15 protein-coding genes are annotated in these 13,913 nt (G+C 59.9%); 12 read left to right on the top strand and 3 right to left on the bottom strand.

Annotated elements, in window-relative coordinates; genetic code table 11:
* The first annotated feature begins 175 nt into the window (after positions 1 to 175).
* Together C8C93_RS25000 and C8C93_RS11070 are read left to right on the top strand one after the other, a co-directional pair.
* Positions 176 to 835: a hypothetical protein gene (locus tag C8C93_RS25000; RefSeq protein ID WP_147433764.1), complete on the top strand. Its 660-nt coding sequence runs from the start codon at positions 176 to 178 to the stop codon at positions 833 to 835.
* Positions 836 to 962: 127 nt separating this feature from the next.
* A complete protein-coding gene (locus C8C93_RS11070) occupies positions 963 to 1,778 on the top strand; it encodes a hypothetical protein (RefSeq protein ID WP_121506929.1) in 816 nt (271 codons plus the stop codon).
* Between the two features lie 543 nt (positions 1,779 to 2,321).
* Here the strand turns inward: C8C93_RS11070 and C8C93_RS11065 are convergent.
* Both C8C93_RS11065 and C8C93_RS11060 read right to left on the bottom strand, forming a co-directional pair.
* Positions 2,322 to 2,801: a LysR substrate-binding domain-containing protein gene (locus tag C8C93_RS11065; RefSeq protein ID WP_233559339.1), complete on the bottom strand. Its 480-nt coding sequence runs from the start codon at positions 2,799 to 2,801 to the stop codon at positions 2,322 to 2,324.
* Between the two features lie 137 nt (positions 2,802 to 2,938).
* Positions 2,939 to 3,382 carry a universal stress protein gene (locus tag C8C93_RS11060; protein ID WP_055395188.1) on the bottom strand — a complete coding sequence of 148 codons (444 nt, stop codon included), beginning with the start codon at positions 3,380 to 3,382 and terminating at the stop codon, positions 2,939 to 2,941.
* Positions 3,383 to 3,489: 107 nt separating this feature from the next.
* Here C8C93_RS11060 and C8C93_RS11055 point away from each other — a divergent pair, with 107 nt between their 5' ends.
* From C8C93_RS11055 to C8C93_RS11015, 9 genes are all read left to right on the top strand, one after another.
* On the top strand, positions 3,490 to 5,931 hold the full coding sequence (locus C8C93_RS11055; RefSeq protein WP_233559593.1) for a cation-translocating P-type ATPase: 2,442 nt from the start codon (positions 3,490 to 3,492) through the stop codon (positions 5,929 to 5,931).
* Positions 5,931 to 6,068, top strand: a complete 138-nt coding sequence (gene ccoS / locus C8C93_RS11050; RefSeq protein ID WP_008906189.1) for a cbb3-type cytochrome oxidase assembly protein CcoS — start codon at positions 5,931 to 5,933, stop codon at positions 6,066 to 6,068. Before C8C93_RS11055 ends, ccoS begins: the two co-directional genes overlap by 1 nt.
* A gap of 64 nt (positions 6,069 to 6,132) precedes the next feature.
* Entirely contained in the window at positions 6,133 to 7,572 is a 1,440-nt protein-coding gene (gene ccoN / locus C8C93_RS11045; RefSeq protein WP_121506928.1) for a cytochrome-c oxidase, cbb3-type subunit I, read from the top strand.
* Positions 7,573 to 7,589: 17 nt separating this feature from the next.
* Positions 7,590 to 8,222: a cytochrome-c oxidase, cbb3-type subunit II gene (ccoO, locus tag C8C93_RS11040; protein ID WP_055395192.1), complete on the top strand. Its 633-nt coding sequence runs from the start codon at positions 7,590 to 7,592 to the stop codon at positions 8,220 to 8,222.
* A 13-nt stretch (positions 8,223 to 8,235) separates the two neighbouring features.
* A complete protein-coding gene (locus C8C93_RS11035) occupies positions 8,236 to 8,373 on the top strand; it encodes a cbb3-type cytochrome c oxidase subunit 3 (RefSeq protein ID WP_055395194.1) in 138 nt (45 codons plus the stop codon).
* Between the two features lie 24 nt (positions 8,374 to 8,397).
* Positions 8,398 to 9,315 carry a cytochrome-c oxidase, cbb3-type subunit III gene (gene ccoP / locus C8C93_RS11030; RefSeq protein ID WP_121506927.1) on the top strand — a complete coding sequence of 306 codons (918 nt, stop codon included), beginning with the start codon at positions 8,398 to 8,400 and terminating at the stop codon, positions 9,313 to 9,315.
* A gap of 86 nt (positions 9,316 to 9,401) precedes the next feature.
* The gene (gene ccoG, locus C8C93_RS11025) at positions 9,402 to 10,847 is read left to right on the top strand and encodes a cytochrome c oxidase accessory protein CcoG (RefSeq protein WP_121506926.1); all 1,446 of its coding nucleotides are present in this window, start codon (positions 9,402 to 9,404) and stop codon (positions 10,845 to 10,847) included.
* A gap of 73 nt (positions 10,848 to 10,920) precedes the next feature.
* Positions 10,921 to 11,202, top strand: a complete 282-nt coding sequence (locus C8C93_RS11020) for a FixH family protein (protein ID WP_055395201.1) — start codon at positions 10,921 to 10,923, stop codon at positions 11,200 to 11,202.
* Positions 11,203 to 11,253: 51 nt separating this feature from the next.
* On the top strand, positions 11,254 to 11,547 hold the full coding sequence (locus C8C93_RS11015) for a hypothetical protein (protein WP_055395203.1): 294 nt from the start codon (positions 11,254 to 11,256) through the stop codon (positions 11,545 to 11,547).
* 68 nt (positions 11,548 to 11,615) lie between these two features.
* Here the strand turns inward: C8C93_RS11015 and fnr are convergent, their stop codons facing one another.
* Positions 11,616 to 12,338, bottom strand: coding sequence for a fumarate/nitrate reduction transcriptional regulator Fnr (gene fnr / locus C8C93_RS11010; protein ID WP_121506925.1), 723 nt, complete (start codon positions 12,336 to 12,338; stop codon positions 11,616 to 11,618).
* A gap of 187 nt (positions 12,339 to 12,525) precedes the next feature.
* On the opposite strand from fnr, the gene hemN reads away from it, so the two are divergent.
* Positions 12,526 to 13,908: an oxygen-independent coproporphyrinogen III oxidase gene (gene hemN, locus C8C93_RS11005; protein WP_121506924.1), complete on the top strand. Its 1,383-nt coding sequence runs from the start codon at positions 12,526 to 12,528 to the stop codon at positions 13,906 to 13,908.
* The last annotated feature ends 5 nt before the right edge of the window (positions 13,909 to 13,913 follow it).

Raw genomic sequence — 13,913 nt, 5'->3', positions numbered from 1 at the left:
GCCTTGGCGGGCCCGAGCAGCGCAAGCATCGGAATGCGTCCATCCGCAAAACTTTAGGTTTGCCTAAAAGGCGAGGGGATGCATACTGCCAGCGAAATAACAGTGTCGAAATGCGTTATCAGACTTCTGTTGATTTGATTGTTGTCGTCTAAATCTAGTTAGTCTTGGAAAAACTATGCACCTGCGTCTCGAATATCCAGAAGATGACGAATATTGGCTTGCAATCTTTCGTGACGGAATCGTTAAGCCGGAGAGCTGGATTAATGTAGCTACTGACTTGGTGCGTTCAATGTTATTTCTCCGACGCCCTGCCATTGAATTTTTCAAGGCCGCAATAGGTGCCGGCGATCGGCTTCCTGTAGAGCAACGTGTTCATGGCGTTTACCTAATGCTTGCGGCGTATGCAGCTGAAAATTTGCTCAAGGCACTTATTATTAAAAAAATTGAGTTCAAGGCTGACCTAAATATCGATTCCATACCTAAAGCAATAAAGTCGCACAACCTTGTTTCATTGGCTAGTTCTGCAGGTGTGACTATAACTGATGCTGGCACGGAATTGCTGATGCGATTGGCACACTATTCGGTTTTGGCGGCGCGATACCCGGCACCCACTGCGCTGGATGGGATTAAACCCAAGGAAATTACCGGTTCTGAATCAAATACATTGAATTTTTTCCGTGGTTCCGATATTCGTTCAGTCGATCAACTCCTTAACCATTGTTTTGCCGCTCTTGGTGTGCCGCAAGCAATTGATCCTCTCTCTTGCGGGTACACAGAGAAATTCGAGGACTGGGAAAGAGTTGTAATGCAAGAAGGTGTTACGCCATGGAAATAGATTCGCACCAGCTTTTGAAGAGGCCTAACCTTGCGCTCCAGCGGACGGCTTCGCCACCCGCTGAGCTAAATCGTTAGCCGCTATGCCGTGGTGTCCTTACACTGACCTTGAATTGCCCGAAGAGGCAATGAACTCCGAGCACATCATTCCACTTTCGCTCGGAGGATCGAACCAGTTCTGCATTCCCGTGGAGAAGAATTTCAATGCGAAGGTTGGTTCAAAGGTCGATGGAGTGTTGGCAAACGACTTCCTTACGCTGATGCGCCGTCATGAGTTTGACGCAAGAGGGCACAGCAATACGACGCCGACGGTGTTATTGAAAAAGTCGCATCTGGGCGACGAAAAGCGGCCCATTCAAGTTACCTTGCGTGGCAAAGAGGGCATACTCGTTTGGGATGCAATGACTAAGCGCCACCTTGAACCACGTGAAATCGGTGGAACCACGATTTCGTCGCAATTTAATATAGACGCTCACGGCCGCAAGCGTTTCGTTGCTAAGGTTGCGCTGTCTGCCGGTTACTTCATCTACGGCGAGCTATTCCGTACCCATGTTCAGCATAATGAGCTGCGCGCACTAATGAACTTCAGCTCAGAATCAAAGCGCGAGGACTTTGAAAACTTCGGTTTGCGAGGATATGACGAATTTTCCCCAGCCGAAAAAGCGGATAAAGAGCAGAACGAATTGTTGAGCCTTTTTTGTCAGTTGATTAAGGGCTCGTGTGTAATCGCGGGGTTGGGCCCATCTAACATTGTCATTTCCGTCGGAATTCTAGGTAAATGGATCGGCTCGCTAAATATCCCGGCCGTTACGGATTCCTTTCCGTTGGAAGGTGAGCACGATCTGGGCCATGTCGTTGCACTATGCGATGGAAAGATGGCAACACTCTCATACAGGCAGCTAGCCAAAGACGTCCATGAAATACTTGAGCGAAAACGCGGCTAACCTGGCAGTCAACCGGACCTGCGCGAAAAGCCGCGCAGGCCGGTTACTTCTACGTGCAATGATTGGGGTCAGGTCTTGCCTTTTGCTAGATGGAGGAAGTGTGGAGCGCAGATGGCATGTTCAGTACCGCTGCCTTCTTCAACATGGTTCGCAACGGGGCCAATCCTTTTGTGAAGTCGTAATGCAAAATTGCTATTTAATTGATAGCTGCTTGCGCGGGATCTATAAGCGCTAGAGCCCTATTTGTCATAAAGCGGTCTGTTCGTGCAAAAACCGGGGCTAGCTATCTGCGCGAGCCGGTCCACCACGCGCTGGCGGCATCAACCCGCTGTGGCTGCGGCAGTGGTGACTGCGTTAGCACCACCCACCACTTGCTGTGGCCCGCAAAAGATACAGCCCGCCCCGACCTCTGCAGTCACAGGCGCAGCCGCAGCCACCCCTTCCCCATGGTTGCAGCAGTGCTCCAGCCACCCGGCTACCAGCCGGTACACCGACAGGTTGGTGCGAGCCGTCGGCGCACAAAGGTAGTAGCCAAGCGGGCTGTCAAAACGGTCTTTCAGGGGTGCCTGCCTGCAATTCGTCTTCCACCAGGCACGTGGGCACGATGCCCACGCCAAAGCCTGAGACTGCCGCGCGGATGATGAGCGAGTAGAGGTTGAAGCCCGGCCCGAAGCGGCTGGCGCTGGTGTCCAGGCCGTTAGCCTCCATCCAGTCTTGCCAGGCCAGGGGTACTTCGATGTGTTGCAGCAGCGTGGCGTGCATTAGGTCTTGCGGGGTGCGTAAGGGCAGGGCGTCGCGCAGTTGGGGGCTGCAGACGATGCTGGTCTCTTTGCCGATCAGGTAGCGCGCATTGGCGCTGGGCCAGTTGCCGTAGCTGTACTGGATGGCAGCGTCGAACTCGTGCGGCGTCGCAAAGTCGTGCGCGTGCTGGTAGCGCACAAAGTTCAGCGACACCTGCGGCAATGTGCGCTTGAAGTGGCCCAGGCGCGGAAACAGCCACGGCACCCCAAATTGGGCAAGCACGAGGCGCCGAACATTTGGACGGGAATGAAAAAACACCGAGCGGGCGTCTAGCCTTTTCGGTGCTTTGCTATGTATTTAATAGCTTTTAGCGCTTTGTGGATAAGCGCTAAAGCCTGTTTTGATGCTTGAATTTATGCTTAACGCAGCACAAGCACAGGGATGTGCGAGTGCGTCAGCACATGCTGCGTCTCACTGCCCAGCAACAGGCGCTTGAGGCCCTTGCGGCCGTGCGATGCCATCACGATCAGGTCGCACTTGTGCTTCTTGGCGGCCGAGATGATGGCTTCGGCCACGAGGTCGGACTTGGCGATGACGGCCTTGACTGCCACGCCTTGGGCGTCGCCCTGGGCCTTCACTCCATCGACCATGGCCTGTGCCGCATCGCCCCATTGGGTTTCGATGCGCTTGACGTCGTTGGTATCGACGGGCATGCCGCCCTCGAAGTAACTGCGGGGGTAGCGGGGCACCACCTTGAGGGCCACGGCAGAGGCGCCGGTGAGCGCGGCCAGCGACAGTCCGTGTTCCACGGCCTTGTCGGAAAGGGGTGAGCCGTCCGTGGCGATCAGGATGCGTTTGTACATAAAGGTCTCCTCAAAGTGATGGAACAAGCTTAGGATGAATCATGTTCTGGGACTTGATGCAGGTCAATGTACCTGTCATGTCCGAACGATAGGCTTGAACCATGTCAATGTTTCGACCCGGTGCGCCGGCCTCCTCCCCGGCACATCCGCCCGATGGTGTTTCCAATGCGGAGCCCGCCGCGCAAGCCGTGCTGCTGGACGACCCGCAGGAGTGGTCGGCGTTCGGTCGGCCTGTGGGGCCAACGGGCCAGGCTGCCGAAGATCCCGCCAGCTGTGCCTGGGACTCCCAGGTGGTGCTGGAAGGCATGCACTGCGCGGCCTGTGCCCTCACCATCGAAGATGCCCTGCGCAGCGTGCCCGGCGTGCTGCAGGCGGATGTGAGCGCTGCCACGCGCCGTGCGCGCGTGGTGTGGCAGCCTTCGCAAGTGCAGCCCTCGCAGTGGATGGACGCCGTGCACAAGGCAGGCTATCGCGCCATGCCCGCCATGGATGCCTTTGCGCGCGAGCAGCGCCAGCGTGAGAACCGCCGTGCCCTGTGGCGCTGGCTGGTGGCAGGCTTTTGCATGATGCAGGTGATGATGTACGCGTGGCCCGCGTACGTGGCGCAACCTGGCGACCTGACGGGCGAGATGGAGCAGTTGCTGCGCTGGGCCTCGTGGGTCATCACGCTGCCCATGGTGGTGTTCTCGTGTGGGCCGTTCTTCAGCAGTGCCCTGCGCGATATTCGCCTGCGCCGCGTCAGCATGGACCTGCCCGTGGCGCTGGGCATGGCCATCACCTTTGTGGTGAGCACGGCGGGCACCTTCGACCCTGCAGGCATCTTCGGCAAGGAGGTGTACTACGACTCGCTGACGATGTTTGTTTTCTTCCTGCTCACGGGCCGCTGGCTGGAGCTGCGCCTGCGCGACCGCACCGCCGGTGCGCTGGAAGCTGTGATGAACCGCCTGCCTGACAGCGTAGAGCGGCGCACTGCCGATGGCGGCTTTGTGCGCGTGGCCACGCGCCGCGTGGTGGCGGGCGACACCATTCGTGTGCTGCCGGGCGAGGCGTTCCCAGTCGATGGGCGCATCACGCTGGGCAGCACGCACGCCGATGAGTCCCTGCTGACGGGCGAGTCCACCCCCGTGGCACGCCCCGTGGGCAGTACGGTCACGGCGGGCAGCTACAACCTGCAGGCGCCGGTGGAGGTGCATGTGGAAGGCACGGGCGGGCAGACCCGCTTCGCCCAGATCGTGGCGCTGATGGAAAGTGCGTCGCTGCAAAAGCCACGCCTTGCCCAATTGGCGGATCGCATTGCGCGGCCGTTTCTGGTGGCGGTGCTCGTGGCAGCGGGCCTGGCTGCGGTGTACTGGTGGCCGTCCGACCCGGGGCATGCCCTGATGGTGGCGGTGGCTGTGCTCATCGTCACCTGCCCCTGTGCGCTGTCGCTGGCCACGCCGGTGGCCATGCTCACCGCCGCTGGCACGCTGGCGCGCCATGGTGTGCTGGTGCGCAACCTGCAGGGGCTGGAGGCACTGGCCCATGTGGACACCGTGGTGTTCGATAAGACCGGCACGCTCACGCGGGACGGCATGGCCTTGCAGGCCGTACACACCGCCCATGGGTGGAGCGCGGAAGAGGTGTTGGCTCTGGCGGCGTCTCTGGCGCGCCACTCGATGCACCCTGCATCGCGTGCCGTGGTGGCTGCGGCTGCTGCGCTGGACGATGGTCGCTGGGCGGTGACCGATCTGCAGGAAGAAGCCGGGCAGGGCTTGGTGGCCAGGGTGCACGTCAGATTGGGGGCCGGACAGCCCGCGCGCCAGGTCCGGCTGGGGTCTGCGCACCATGCAGGCGTGGCGCCGGAAGACGCGGGGTCGGCGCTGCAGGTGGTGCTGTCGGAGCAGCATGTCAGCGGCGCAGTGTCCGAGCTGGCCCGCTTTGATCTGGTGGAAGACCTGCGCGCTGAGGCACCCGCTGTAGTGACTGCTCTGGAGCAGGGCTGCGTGGCGGTGCAACTGCTGTCGGGCGACCGCGTGGGCGCGGTGCAACGTGTGGCGGCGCAAGCGGGCATTGCCCAGGCGGCGGGCGAGTGCACGCCCCAGGGCAAGCTGGCTGCGTTGCAGGCCTTGCAGGCGGGTGGCCACCAGGTGGCCATGGTGGGCGATGGGCTGAACGATGGCCCCGTGCTGGCCGGGGCCCATGTGTCGTTTGCATTTGGCCGTGCGGTGCCGCTGGCGCAGTCGCAGGCCGATTTTGTGGTGCTGGGCGACAGCCTGGCACTGGTGCCCCAGACTGTGCTGCTGGCGCGCCGTACCTTGCGTGTGGTGCGCCAGAACCTGTGGTGGGCTGCGGGCTACAACGCGTTGTGTGTTCCGCTGGCGGTGGTGGGCTGGATGCCGGCCTGGCTGGCCGGGCTGGGCATGGCGCTCAGCTCGCTGCTGGTGGTGCTCAACGCCGCGCGCCTTGCGCGCGACCTGCCGGCTTTGCCTGCGCAAGGCGAAGACCTGCGGCCACAACAGGGCGCTGTGCCCATTGATATCTCAAAAACAAGCTGGCTGGAGGCTGCCTGATGGACATTCTTTATCTGCTGATTCCACTGTCCGTGGTGCTGGTGCTGATGATTCTGGCGGGCCTGTGGTGGGCGGTCTACCACGGCCAGTTCGAGAGTGTCGAGCAAGAGGGCGAGCGGATTCTCCGAGACGGTTGACTTGTGTCAATGCCCAAAAAAGCTGACTGCAACAAACTCTTACTGCATTACAAAGAGGTGCCCGATGGATTCTCCAAAAACAAATGCTGCGCACTACAACGATACGGTGGTGCGGCAGTTCTCTATCCTGGCCGTGGTTGTGGGGGTGGTTGGCATGCTGGTGGGCGTCATCATCGCCGCCCAGCTTGCCTGGCCTGAACTCAACTTTGGCATTCCGTGGCTCAGTTATGGCCGCTTGCGACCCTTGCACACCAATGCGGTGATCTTTGGGTTTGGTGGCAGTGCGCTGTTCGCCACCAGTTACTACGTGGTGCAGCGCACCTGCCAGGTTCGCCTGTTTGCCGGGCCACTGGCTGCCTTCACCTTCTGGGGATGGGTGCTGGTCATCGCCGGGGCCGTCATCAGCCTGCCAATGGGCTACACCCAGGGCAAGGAATACGCTGAACTCGAATGGCCGATTGACATCCTGATCACGCTGGTCTGGGTGTCCTATGCCATCGTGTTCTTTGGCACCATTGGTGTGCGCAAGGTCAAGCACATCTATGTGGCCAACTGGTTCTTTGGTGCCTTCATCCTGGCGGTGGCATTGCTGCACGTGGTAAACAGCGCTGCGATCCCGGCCGATTACATGAAGAGCTACTCGGCCTACGCCGGTGTGCAGGATGCCATGGTGCAGTGGTGGTATGGCCACAACGCCGTGGGCTTCTTCCTGACCGCAGGCTTCCTGGGCATGATGTACTACTTCATCCCCAAGCAGGCTGGCCGCCCCGTGTACTCGTATCGCCTGTCGATCGTGCACTTCTGGGCCTTGATCTTCACCTACATGTGGGCCGGTCCACACCACCTGCACTACACCGCGCTGCCTGACTGGACGCAATCGGTGGGCATGGTGTTCTCGCTGATCCTGCTGGCTCCCAGCTGGGGCGGCATGATCAACGGCATCATGACCCTGTCGGGTGCCTGGCACAAGCTGCGTGACGACCCCATCCTGCGTTTCCTGATCGTGTCACTGTCGTTCTACGGCATGTCCACGTTCGAAGGTCCGATGATGTCCATCAAGACCGTCAATGCCCTGAGTCACTACACCGACTGGACCGTGGGCCACGTGCACTCTGGCGCGTTGGGCTGGGTGGGTCTGATCTCGATGGGATCGCTGTACTACCTGGTGCCCCGACTGTTTGGCCGCGAAAAGATGCACTCCATCAAGGCCATTGAGCTGCACTTCTGGATGGCCACCATTGGCATCGTGCTGTACATCGCCGCGATGTGGATTGCCGGTGTGATGCAAGGCCTGATGTGGCGCGCCATCAACCCCGACGGCACGCTCACCTACACCTTTGTGGAAAGCGTGAAGGCGACCTATCCGTTCTATGTGATCCGCGTGGCCGGTGGCCTGCTGTATCTGGGTGGCATGTTGGTCATGGCCTGGAACGTGTGGATGACAGCGATCTCGGGCCGTTCGGTCAAGGTGGCGATCCCTGCCGTGAATGCGGCCCACGCCTGAGCCGAAGGAGATAACTCATGTCTAACAACAACCCATCGAATTCGACCGGCTTCTCCCATGAAAAGGTGGAAACCAACAATTTCCTGATGATCGTGCTGATCCTGCTGGTCATCGCCATCGGCGGCCTGGTAGAGATCGTGCCACTGTTCTTCCAGAAGTCCACAACCGAGGCGGTCAAGGGCGTGGAGCCTTACAACGCCATGCAACTGGTGGGCCGCGACGTCTACATCCGTGAAGGTTGCTACAACTGCCACTCGCAGATGATCCGCCCCTTCCGCGCAGAAACGCTGCGCTATGGGCACTATTCGGTGGCGGGTGAGTTTGTGTACGACCACCCCTTCCAGTGGGGCAGCAAGCGCACAGGCCCCGACCTGCACCGCGTGGGAGGCAAGTACAGCGACGAATGGCACCGCATCCACCTGAACAACCCGCGTGATGTGGTGCCCGAATCGAACATGCCTGCCTACCCCTGGCTGGAGAAGAACGCCGTGGACCCCGCCAGCGTGGCGCCGCGCATGAAGGCCCTGCGCACTGTGGGTGTGCCGTACACCGACGAACAGATCGCTGCGTCTGCCGCTGATGTCAAGGGCAAGACGGAGATGGAAGCGCTGATTGCGTACCTGCAAGTCATGGGCCGCGCGCTCAAGTAAAGGAGATATCCCCATGGACATCACCACCATGCGCATTGTGGCCACGCTGGCTTCAATGGCCTGTTTCATTGGCATCTGGGTCTGGGCCTACCGAGGCCGCAACAAGGCCCGGTTCGACGAGGCCGCCCAGCTGCCTTTCGAGCAAGATTGACCTTCACCAGAACGAGAACACCCCATGAGTGACTTCACCAGCAATTTCTGGTCGGTCTTTGTGACCACGCTGACCCTGGTCGGCATCATCGCCTGCGGCATTCTGCTTTGGATGGCAGGCCGCAAGAAGGTGATGGCCACGTCCGACAACACCACCGGCCACGTCTGGGACGAAGATCTGGTCGAGATGAACAACCCCCTGCCACGCTGGTGGGTGTGGCTGTTTGTCATCACCATCATCTTCGGCCTGGGCTACCTGGCCGCCTATCCAGGCCTGGGCAGCTTTTCCGGCAAGCTCAACTGGACACAGAAGGGTGAATACGAGGCTGAGATGGCCAAGGCCAAGGCCGAGCTGGAGCCGCTGTATGCCCGGTTTGCCTCGATGAAGCCGGAAGACATTGCCAAGGATCCTCAGGCCCAGGCCATTGGCGAGCGCCTGTTCATGAACAACTGCGCGCAGTGCCATGGCTCGGACGCCCGGGGTAGCAAGGGTTTCCCCAATCTGGCTGATGGCGATTGGTTGCATGGCGGTGCACCCGAGAAGATCCGTGAAACCATCGAGAAGGGCCGTATCGGCAACATGCCTCCCATGGCTGCCGCAGTGGGCTCCCCCGAAGATGTGCGCAATCTTTCGCACTATGTGCTGAGTCTTTCGGGCAGCCCGCATGACTCGCTGCGTGCTTCGTTGGGCAAGTCCAAGTTCACGGCGTGTGCAGCCTGCCACGGAATGGACGGCAAGGGTAATCAGGCACTGGGTGCACCCAACCTGACCGACGACATCTGGCTGCATGGCTGGGGAGAGGCGGCCATCACTGCCATGGTCAACAACGGCAAGGTCAACCAGATGCCCGCACAGGCGGACAAGCTGACAGAAGCGCAGATCGGTGTGCTGTCGGCCTATGTCTGGGGCTTGTCGAACGGCGCCCAGGCCGCTGCACGCTGAGCCTTGGCCACTTGGAGCAGTGCCCAGGCACTGCTCCTGGGGGCAGAGCAAACTGAGAACCACGAAGCAAACGGACCGATACCATCATGAACCCACCCAGCGAGCCTGCTCGCAAGGTCATCCCGATAGCGCCGGTTGCGTCCGATGCCTCATCGCAGGGCGAGATTGTTTCCCTGTACGAAGCGCAAAAGAAGATCTACCCGCGTTCCATCAGTGGCCTGTTCGCGCGTTGGCGCTGGGGTATGGTGTTCCTCACGCAGATCGTTTTCTACGGGCTGCCCTGGTTTGAATGGGGGCAGCGCCAGATGGTGCTGTTTGACCTGGGGGCTCGGCGGTTCTACATCTTCGGCCTGGTTCTGTACCCCCAGGATTTCATCTATCTCACGGGCCTGCTCATTATCTCGGCGTTATCGCTGTTCCTGTTTACGGCGGTGGCGGGGCGGCTTTGGTGTGGATTTGCGTGCCCGCAAACGGTCTACACCGAAATGTTCATGTGGATCGAGCACAAGATCGAAGGTGATCGCAGTGCGCGGCTTCGGCTGGACAATGGGCCCTGGACCTTCGAGAAGGTTCGCAAGAAGTTTTTCAAGCAGGTCATCTGGATTGCCGTGGCGTTGTGGACGGGGTTCACGTTCGTGGGCTACTTCGTGCCCATCCGCGAACTCGGGGCAGAGCTGCTGGCGGTGCACGGTGGCTGGCAGATTTTCTGGGTACTGTTCTATGGCTTTGCCACCTATGGCAATGCCGGCTATATGCGCGAACAGGTGTGCAAATACATGTGTCCCTATGCGCGCTTTCAGAGCGCCATGTTCGACAAGGACACGCTGATCGTTACCTACGACCCAGAACGCGGCGAGCAGCGTGGGCCGCGCAAGAAGAACATCGACTACAAGGCCCAGGGGTTGGGCGATTGCATTGACTGCTCGCTGTGTGTGCAGGTGTGCCCCGTGGGCATCGACATTCGCAAGGGCTTGCAGTACGAATGCATCGGCTGCGGCCTGTGCGTGGACGCCTGCAATACCGTGATGGACAAGATGCAGTATCCGCGCGGGCTCATCCGGTTTTCTACGCAGAACGGCGTGGCCAAACGGTGGAGTCAGTCGCAGATCCTGCGCCGTGTGCTGCGGCCACGTGTGCTGATATACAGCGCGGTCCTGGTGGCCCTGTGCGTGGGCATGATGGCCAGCCTTGTCACACGCACGCCTTTGAAGGTGGATGTGGTGCGTGATCGGGCGGCGCTGTCGCGCATCGTGGCGGGTGGAAAGCTGGAGAACATCTACCGTCTGCAGATCATGAACGCCACTGAAGGCCCCCAGCGCTATCGCATCAGTGTGCGTGGCCTTGAAGGGCTGGAAGTCGCTTCTAATGCCGAGGTGGACATCGGTGCGGCGGAGTCCCGGTGGGTGGCCGTCCGTCTGCAGATACCGTATGGATCAGCCCCTTCGGGATCACATGCCGTGCAGTTCGATGTGCAAGCCTTGGGCGCGGACGCCCATGTGAGCGAGAAATCCGTGTTTCTGGTGCCGCGATAACGCAGCGCGCGCCCGGGTGCAAGACCTTCGCGGGTCTTGCTTTGAGCAAGATAATTTTTGAGGAGTAAGCACCATGCCATCCAGTTCCGCCCTCGGCACTGCCCCTTCTGCCGCTGCACCCTGGTGGAGGTTCGGCCATGTGTGGCTGATCATCGCCGGTCCCGTGATCGTGATCATTGCAGGGTTTGTGACCCTGTGGCTCGCGATATCGCGCCCCGACCCTGTGGTCGCGGAAGATTATTACCGCCAGGGCATCGAGATCAACAAGACACTGGCTACCCCAGAAAAAAGCCTGTTGCCAGCCATGAAGGGCCGCAACCACGCTGCCACCCCGGTCCAGGACCAGCCGCGCTGAACCCACCTGGCCGGGCGGCATGCCTGCACGGCCTTACCAGGAGACAAACCAATGTGGATGCAACGCGTGATGTGGATTGCCTGGCCGGCCTTTTTGATGGCCGGTGTGATGGAAATGCTGGTTTTTGCGATGGTGGATCCGCAAGACCTGCACTGGTTTGGGCAGCCGTTGGCATTGTCACGGCAGGGCGTGTACACGCTGGCCTTTTTTGCGTTCTGGATGATCACGATGGCATCCAGCGCGTTGACCACGCTGCTGGCCATGTCACCGTTTGAACTTAACCGTTGCCCGGTTCCCGAAGGCGAGCGTCCCGATGACTGCCGCAAGACATCATCGTGCCCTTGAGCGGTAGTGCCACCTATTGGCAAAGGTCAATGTGGTAAGGACTGCCAGGATGGCAGACGACAGCAGGTTCAGTGGCAGGCTTGCTGGTTGTTCACGATGCGCTTGAGGGCCTCGGTCTCCAGGATGCGCACATGGCGCTGCTTGACCTCGACAATGCCTTCTTCCACGAACTTCGAGAAGGTGCGGCTCACGGTTTCGAGCTTGAGGCCCAGGTAGCTACCGATCTCTTCGCGGGTCATGCGCAGCACGAGCTCGGACTGCGAGAACCCCCGGGCGTGCAGGCGCTGAACCAGGTTGAGCAGGAACGCGGCCAGGCGCTCCTCAGCGCGCATGCTGCCCAGGAGCAGCATCACGCCATGCTCGCGGACAATCTCGCGGCTCATGATCTTGTGCACATGGTGCTGCAATGCGGTGACTTCGCGGGACAGTTCTTCGATGCGGTCAAACGGCATGACGCAGACTTCCGCGTCTTCCAGGGCCACCGCATCGCAGGTGTGGTGGTCATTCACGATGCCATCAAGGCCGATGATCTCGCCTGCCATCTGAAAACCCGTGACCTGGTCACGCCCGTCTTCGGTGGCTACACATGTTTTGAAGAAGCCGGTTCGAATGGCATAGAGCGAGGTGAAGGATTCGCCGTTGCGGAAAAGGGTTCCACCGCGTTTGATCTTGCGGCGAACGGCAACGACCTCGTCAATGCGTTGCAGCTGTTCCTCGTTCAGCCCCACCGGCATGCACAGCTCGCGCAGGTTGCAGTTGGAGCAGGCGACTTTGATGGTGAGCGGGTTCATAGGAACAGAGGCTGGGTAAGGTTTGAGCATATCGCCCCATATGCCTAACAGGCTGGGCCTTTGGGTGCGGGTGGGCGACTGATGTGCATCAAATTGTCGCTCTTCGTCCCGGCCCATCACTTGATGCAGGTCAAGGACATGGAGTGCAGCTTACGGCACAGTCGAAGTGTACGCAAGGAATTTGCCCATGACCGCTGTTTCGCCCGAGCTGCTGCGCCGTTTCGACGTGCCAGGGCCCCGTTATACCTCTTACCCAACAGCTGACCGTTTCGTCGAGGCCTTTGGGCAGGACGACTACGCGCTTGCCTTGGAGCAGCGCAGGCTGGGCTCCATGACGAAGGCCTTGCCGCTGTCTTTGTACGTGCACATCCCCTTTTGCGAGTCCCTTTGTTACTACTGCGCCTGCAACAAGATCATCACCAAACACCATGATCGGGCAGAGGTGTATTTGCGGTATTTGAGCCGCGAGATTGACTTGCACACAGCACACTGCGGCACGGGGCAGGTTGTGAGTCAGCTTCACCTGGGTGGTGGCACGCCCACTTTTCTATCGGACGAGGGCTTGCGGGAGCTGATGGGCATGCTCAAACGCAGCTTTTCGTTGGCGCCGGGCGGGGAGTATTCGATTGAGGTGGACCCTCGCACCGTCAATGCGGACCGCCTTGCAGTGCTGGCGGAACTGGGGTTCAACCGACTGAGCTTTGGGGTGCAGGATTTCGATCCCGAGGTTCAAAAGGCCGTTCACCGCATACAGCCTGCCGAGCAGGTGTTTTCGCTGGTGGAGTCCGCACGTTCGCTGGGTTTTGAATCCATCAATGTGGATTTGATCTACGGCCTGCCTCGGCAGACGCCAGAGTCGTTTGACCGCACGCTGGCCCAGGTTACGCAGCTGCGGCCTGACCGTATCGCGTTGTACGCGTATGCCCATCTGCCAGAACGTTTCAAGCCTCAGCGCCGTATTGTTTCGGCCGAGTTGCCAGCGGCTGCAGGCAAGGTGTCGATGCTCTCCCGTTCGCTGGACTCCTTCATGGATGCTGGGTACGTGTATGTGGGCATGGACCACTTTGCATTGCCTGAGGATGCATTGGCAGTCGCCAAGCGCCAGGGGCGTCTGCACCGCAACTTCCAGGGCTACAGTACGCAACCTGATTGCGACCTGATCGGCCTGGGGGTGTCTGCGATTGGCCGGGTCGGAGCCACCTACAGCCAAAATGCCAAGACCCTGGATGAGTATTACGATTTTCTGAATCAGGGGCGCCTGCCCGTCGTTCGTGGGTTGGCCCTGACGCGCGACGATCTCGTGCGCCGCGCGGTCATCATGGCCCTGATGTGCCAAGGCGAGCTGTTGTTTGAGCCTATGGAGCAAGCGTGGTTGATCGACTTTCGCCACTACTTCTCTGCCGAGCTGGCGCAACTGGAAACCATGGCCGAGCAGGGGCTTGTGGTGGTGCGGCCCGATGGGGTCGAGGTCACTGCCATGGGCTGGTTCTTTGTGCGCGGCATTGCCATGGTCTTTGACCGTTACCTGCAGGCTGACCGCAACCGCGCCCGTTTTTCGCGCATCATCTGATTCTC

It is taken from the genome of Acidovorax sp. 93 (genome assembly GCF_003633835.1).
Lineage (GTDB): Bacteria > Pseudomonadota > Gammaproteobacteria > Burkholderiales > Burkholderiaceae_C > Acidovorax > Acidovorax facilis.
The sequence above is the reverse complement of the archived record's forward strand: the minus strand, read 5'-3'. Positions and strand labels throughout refer to the sequence as shown.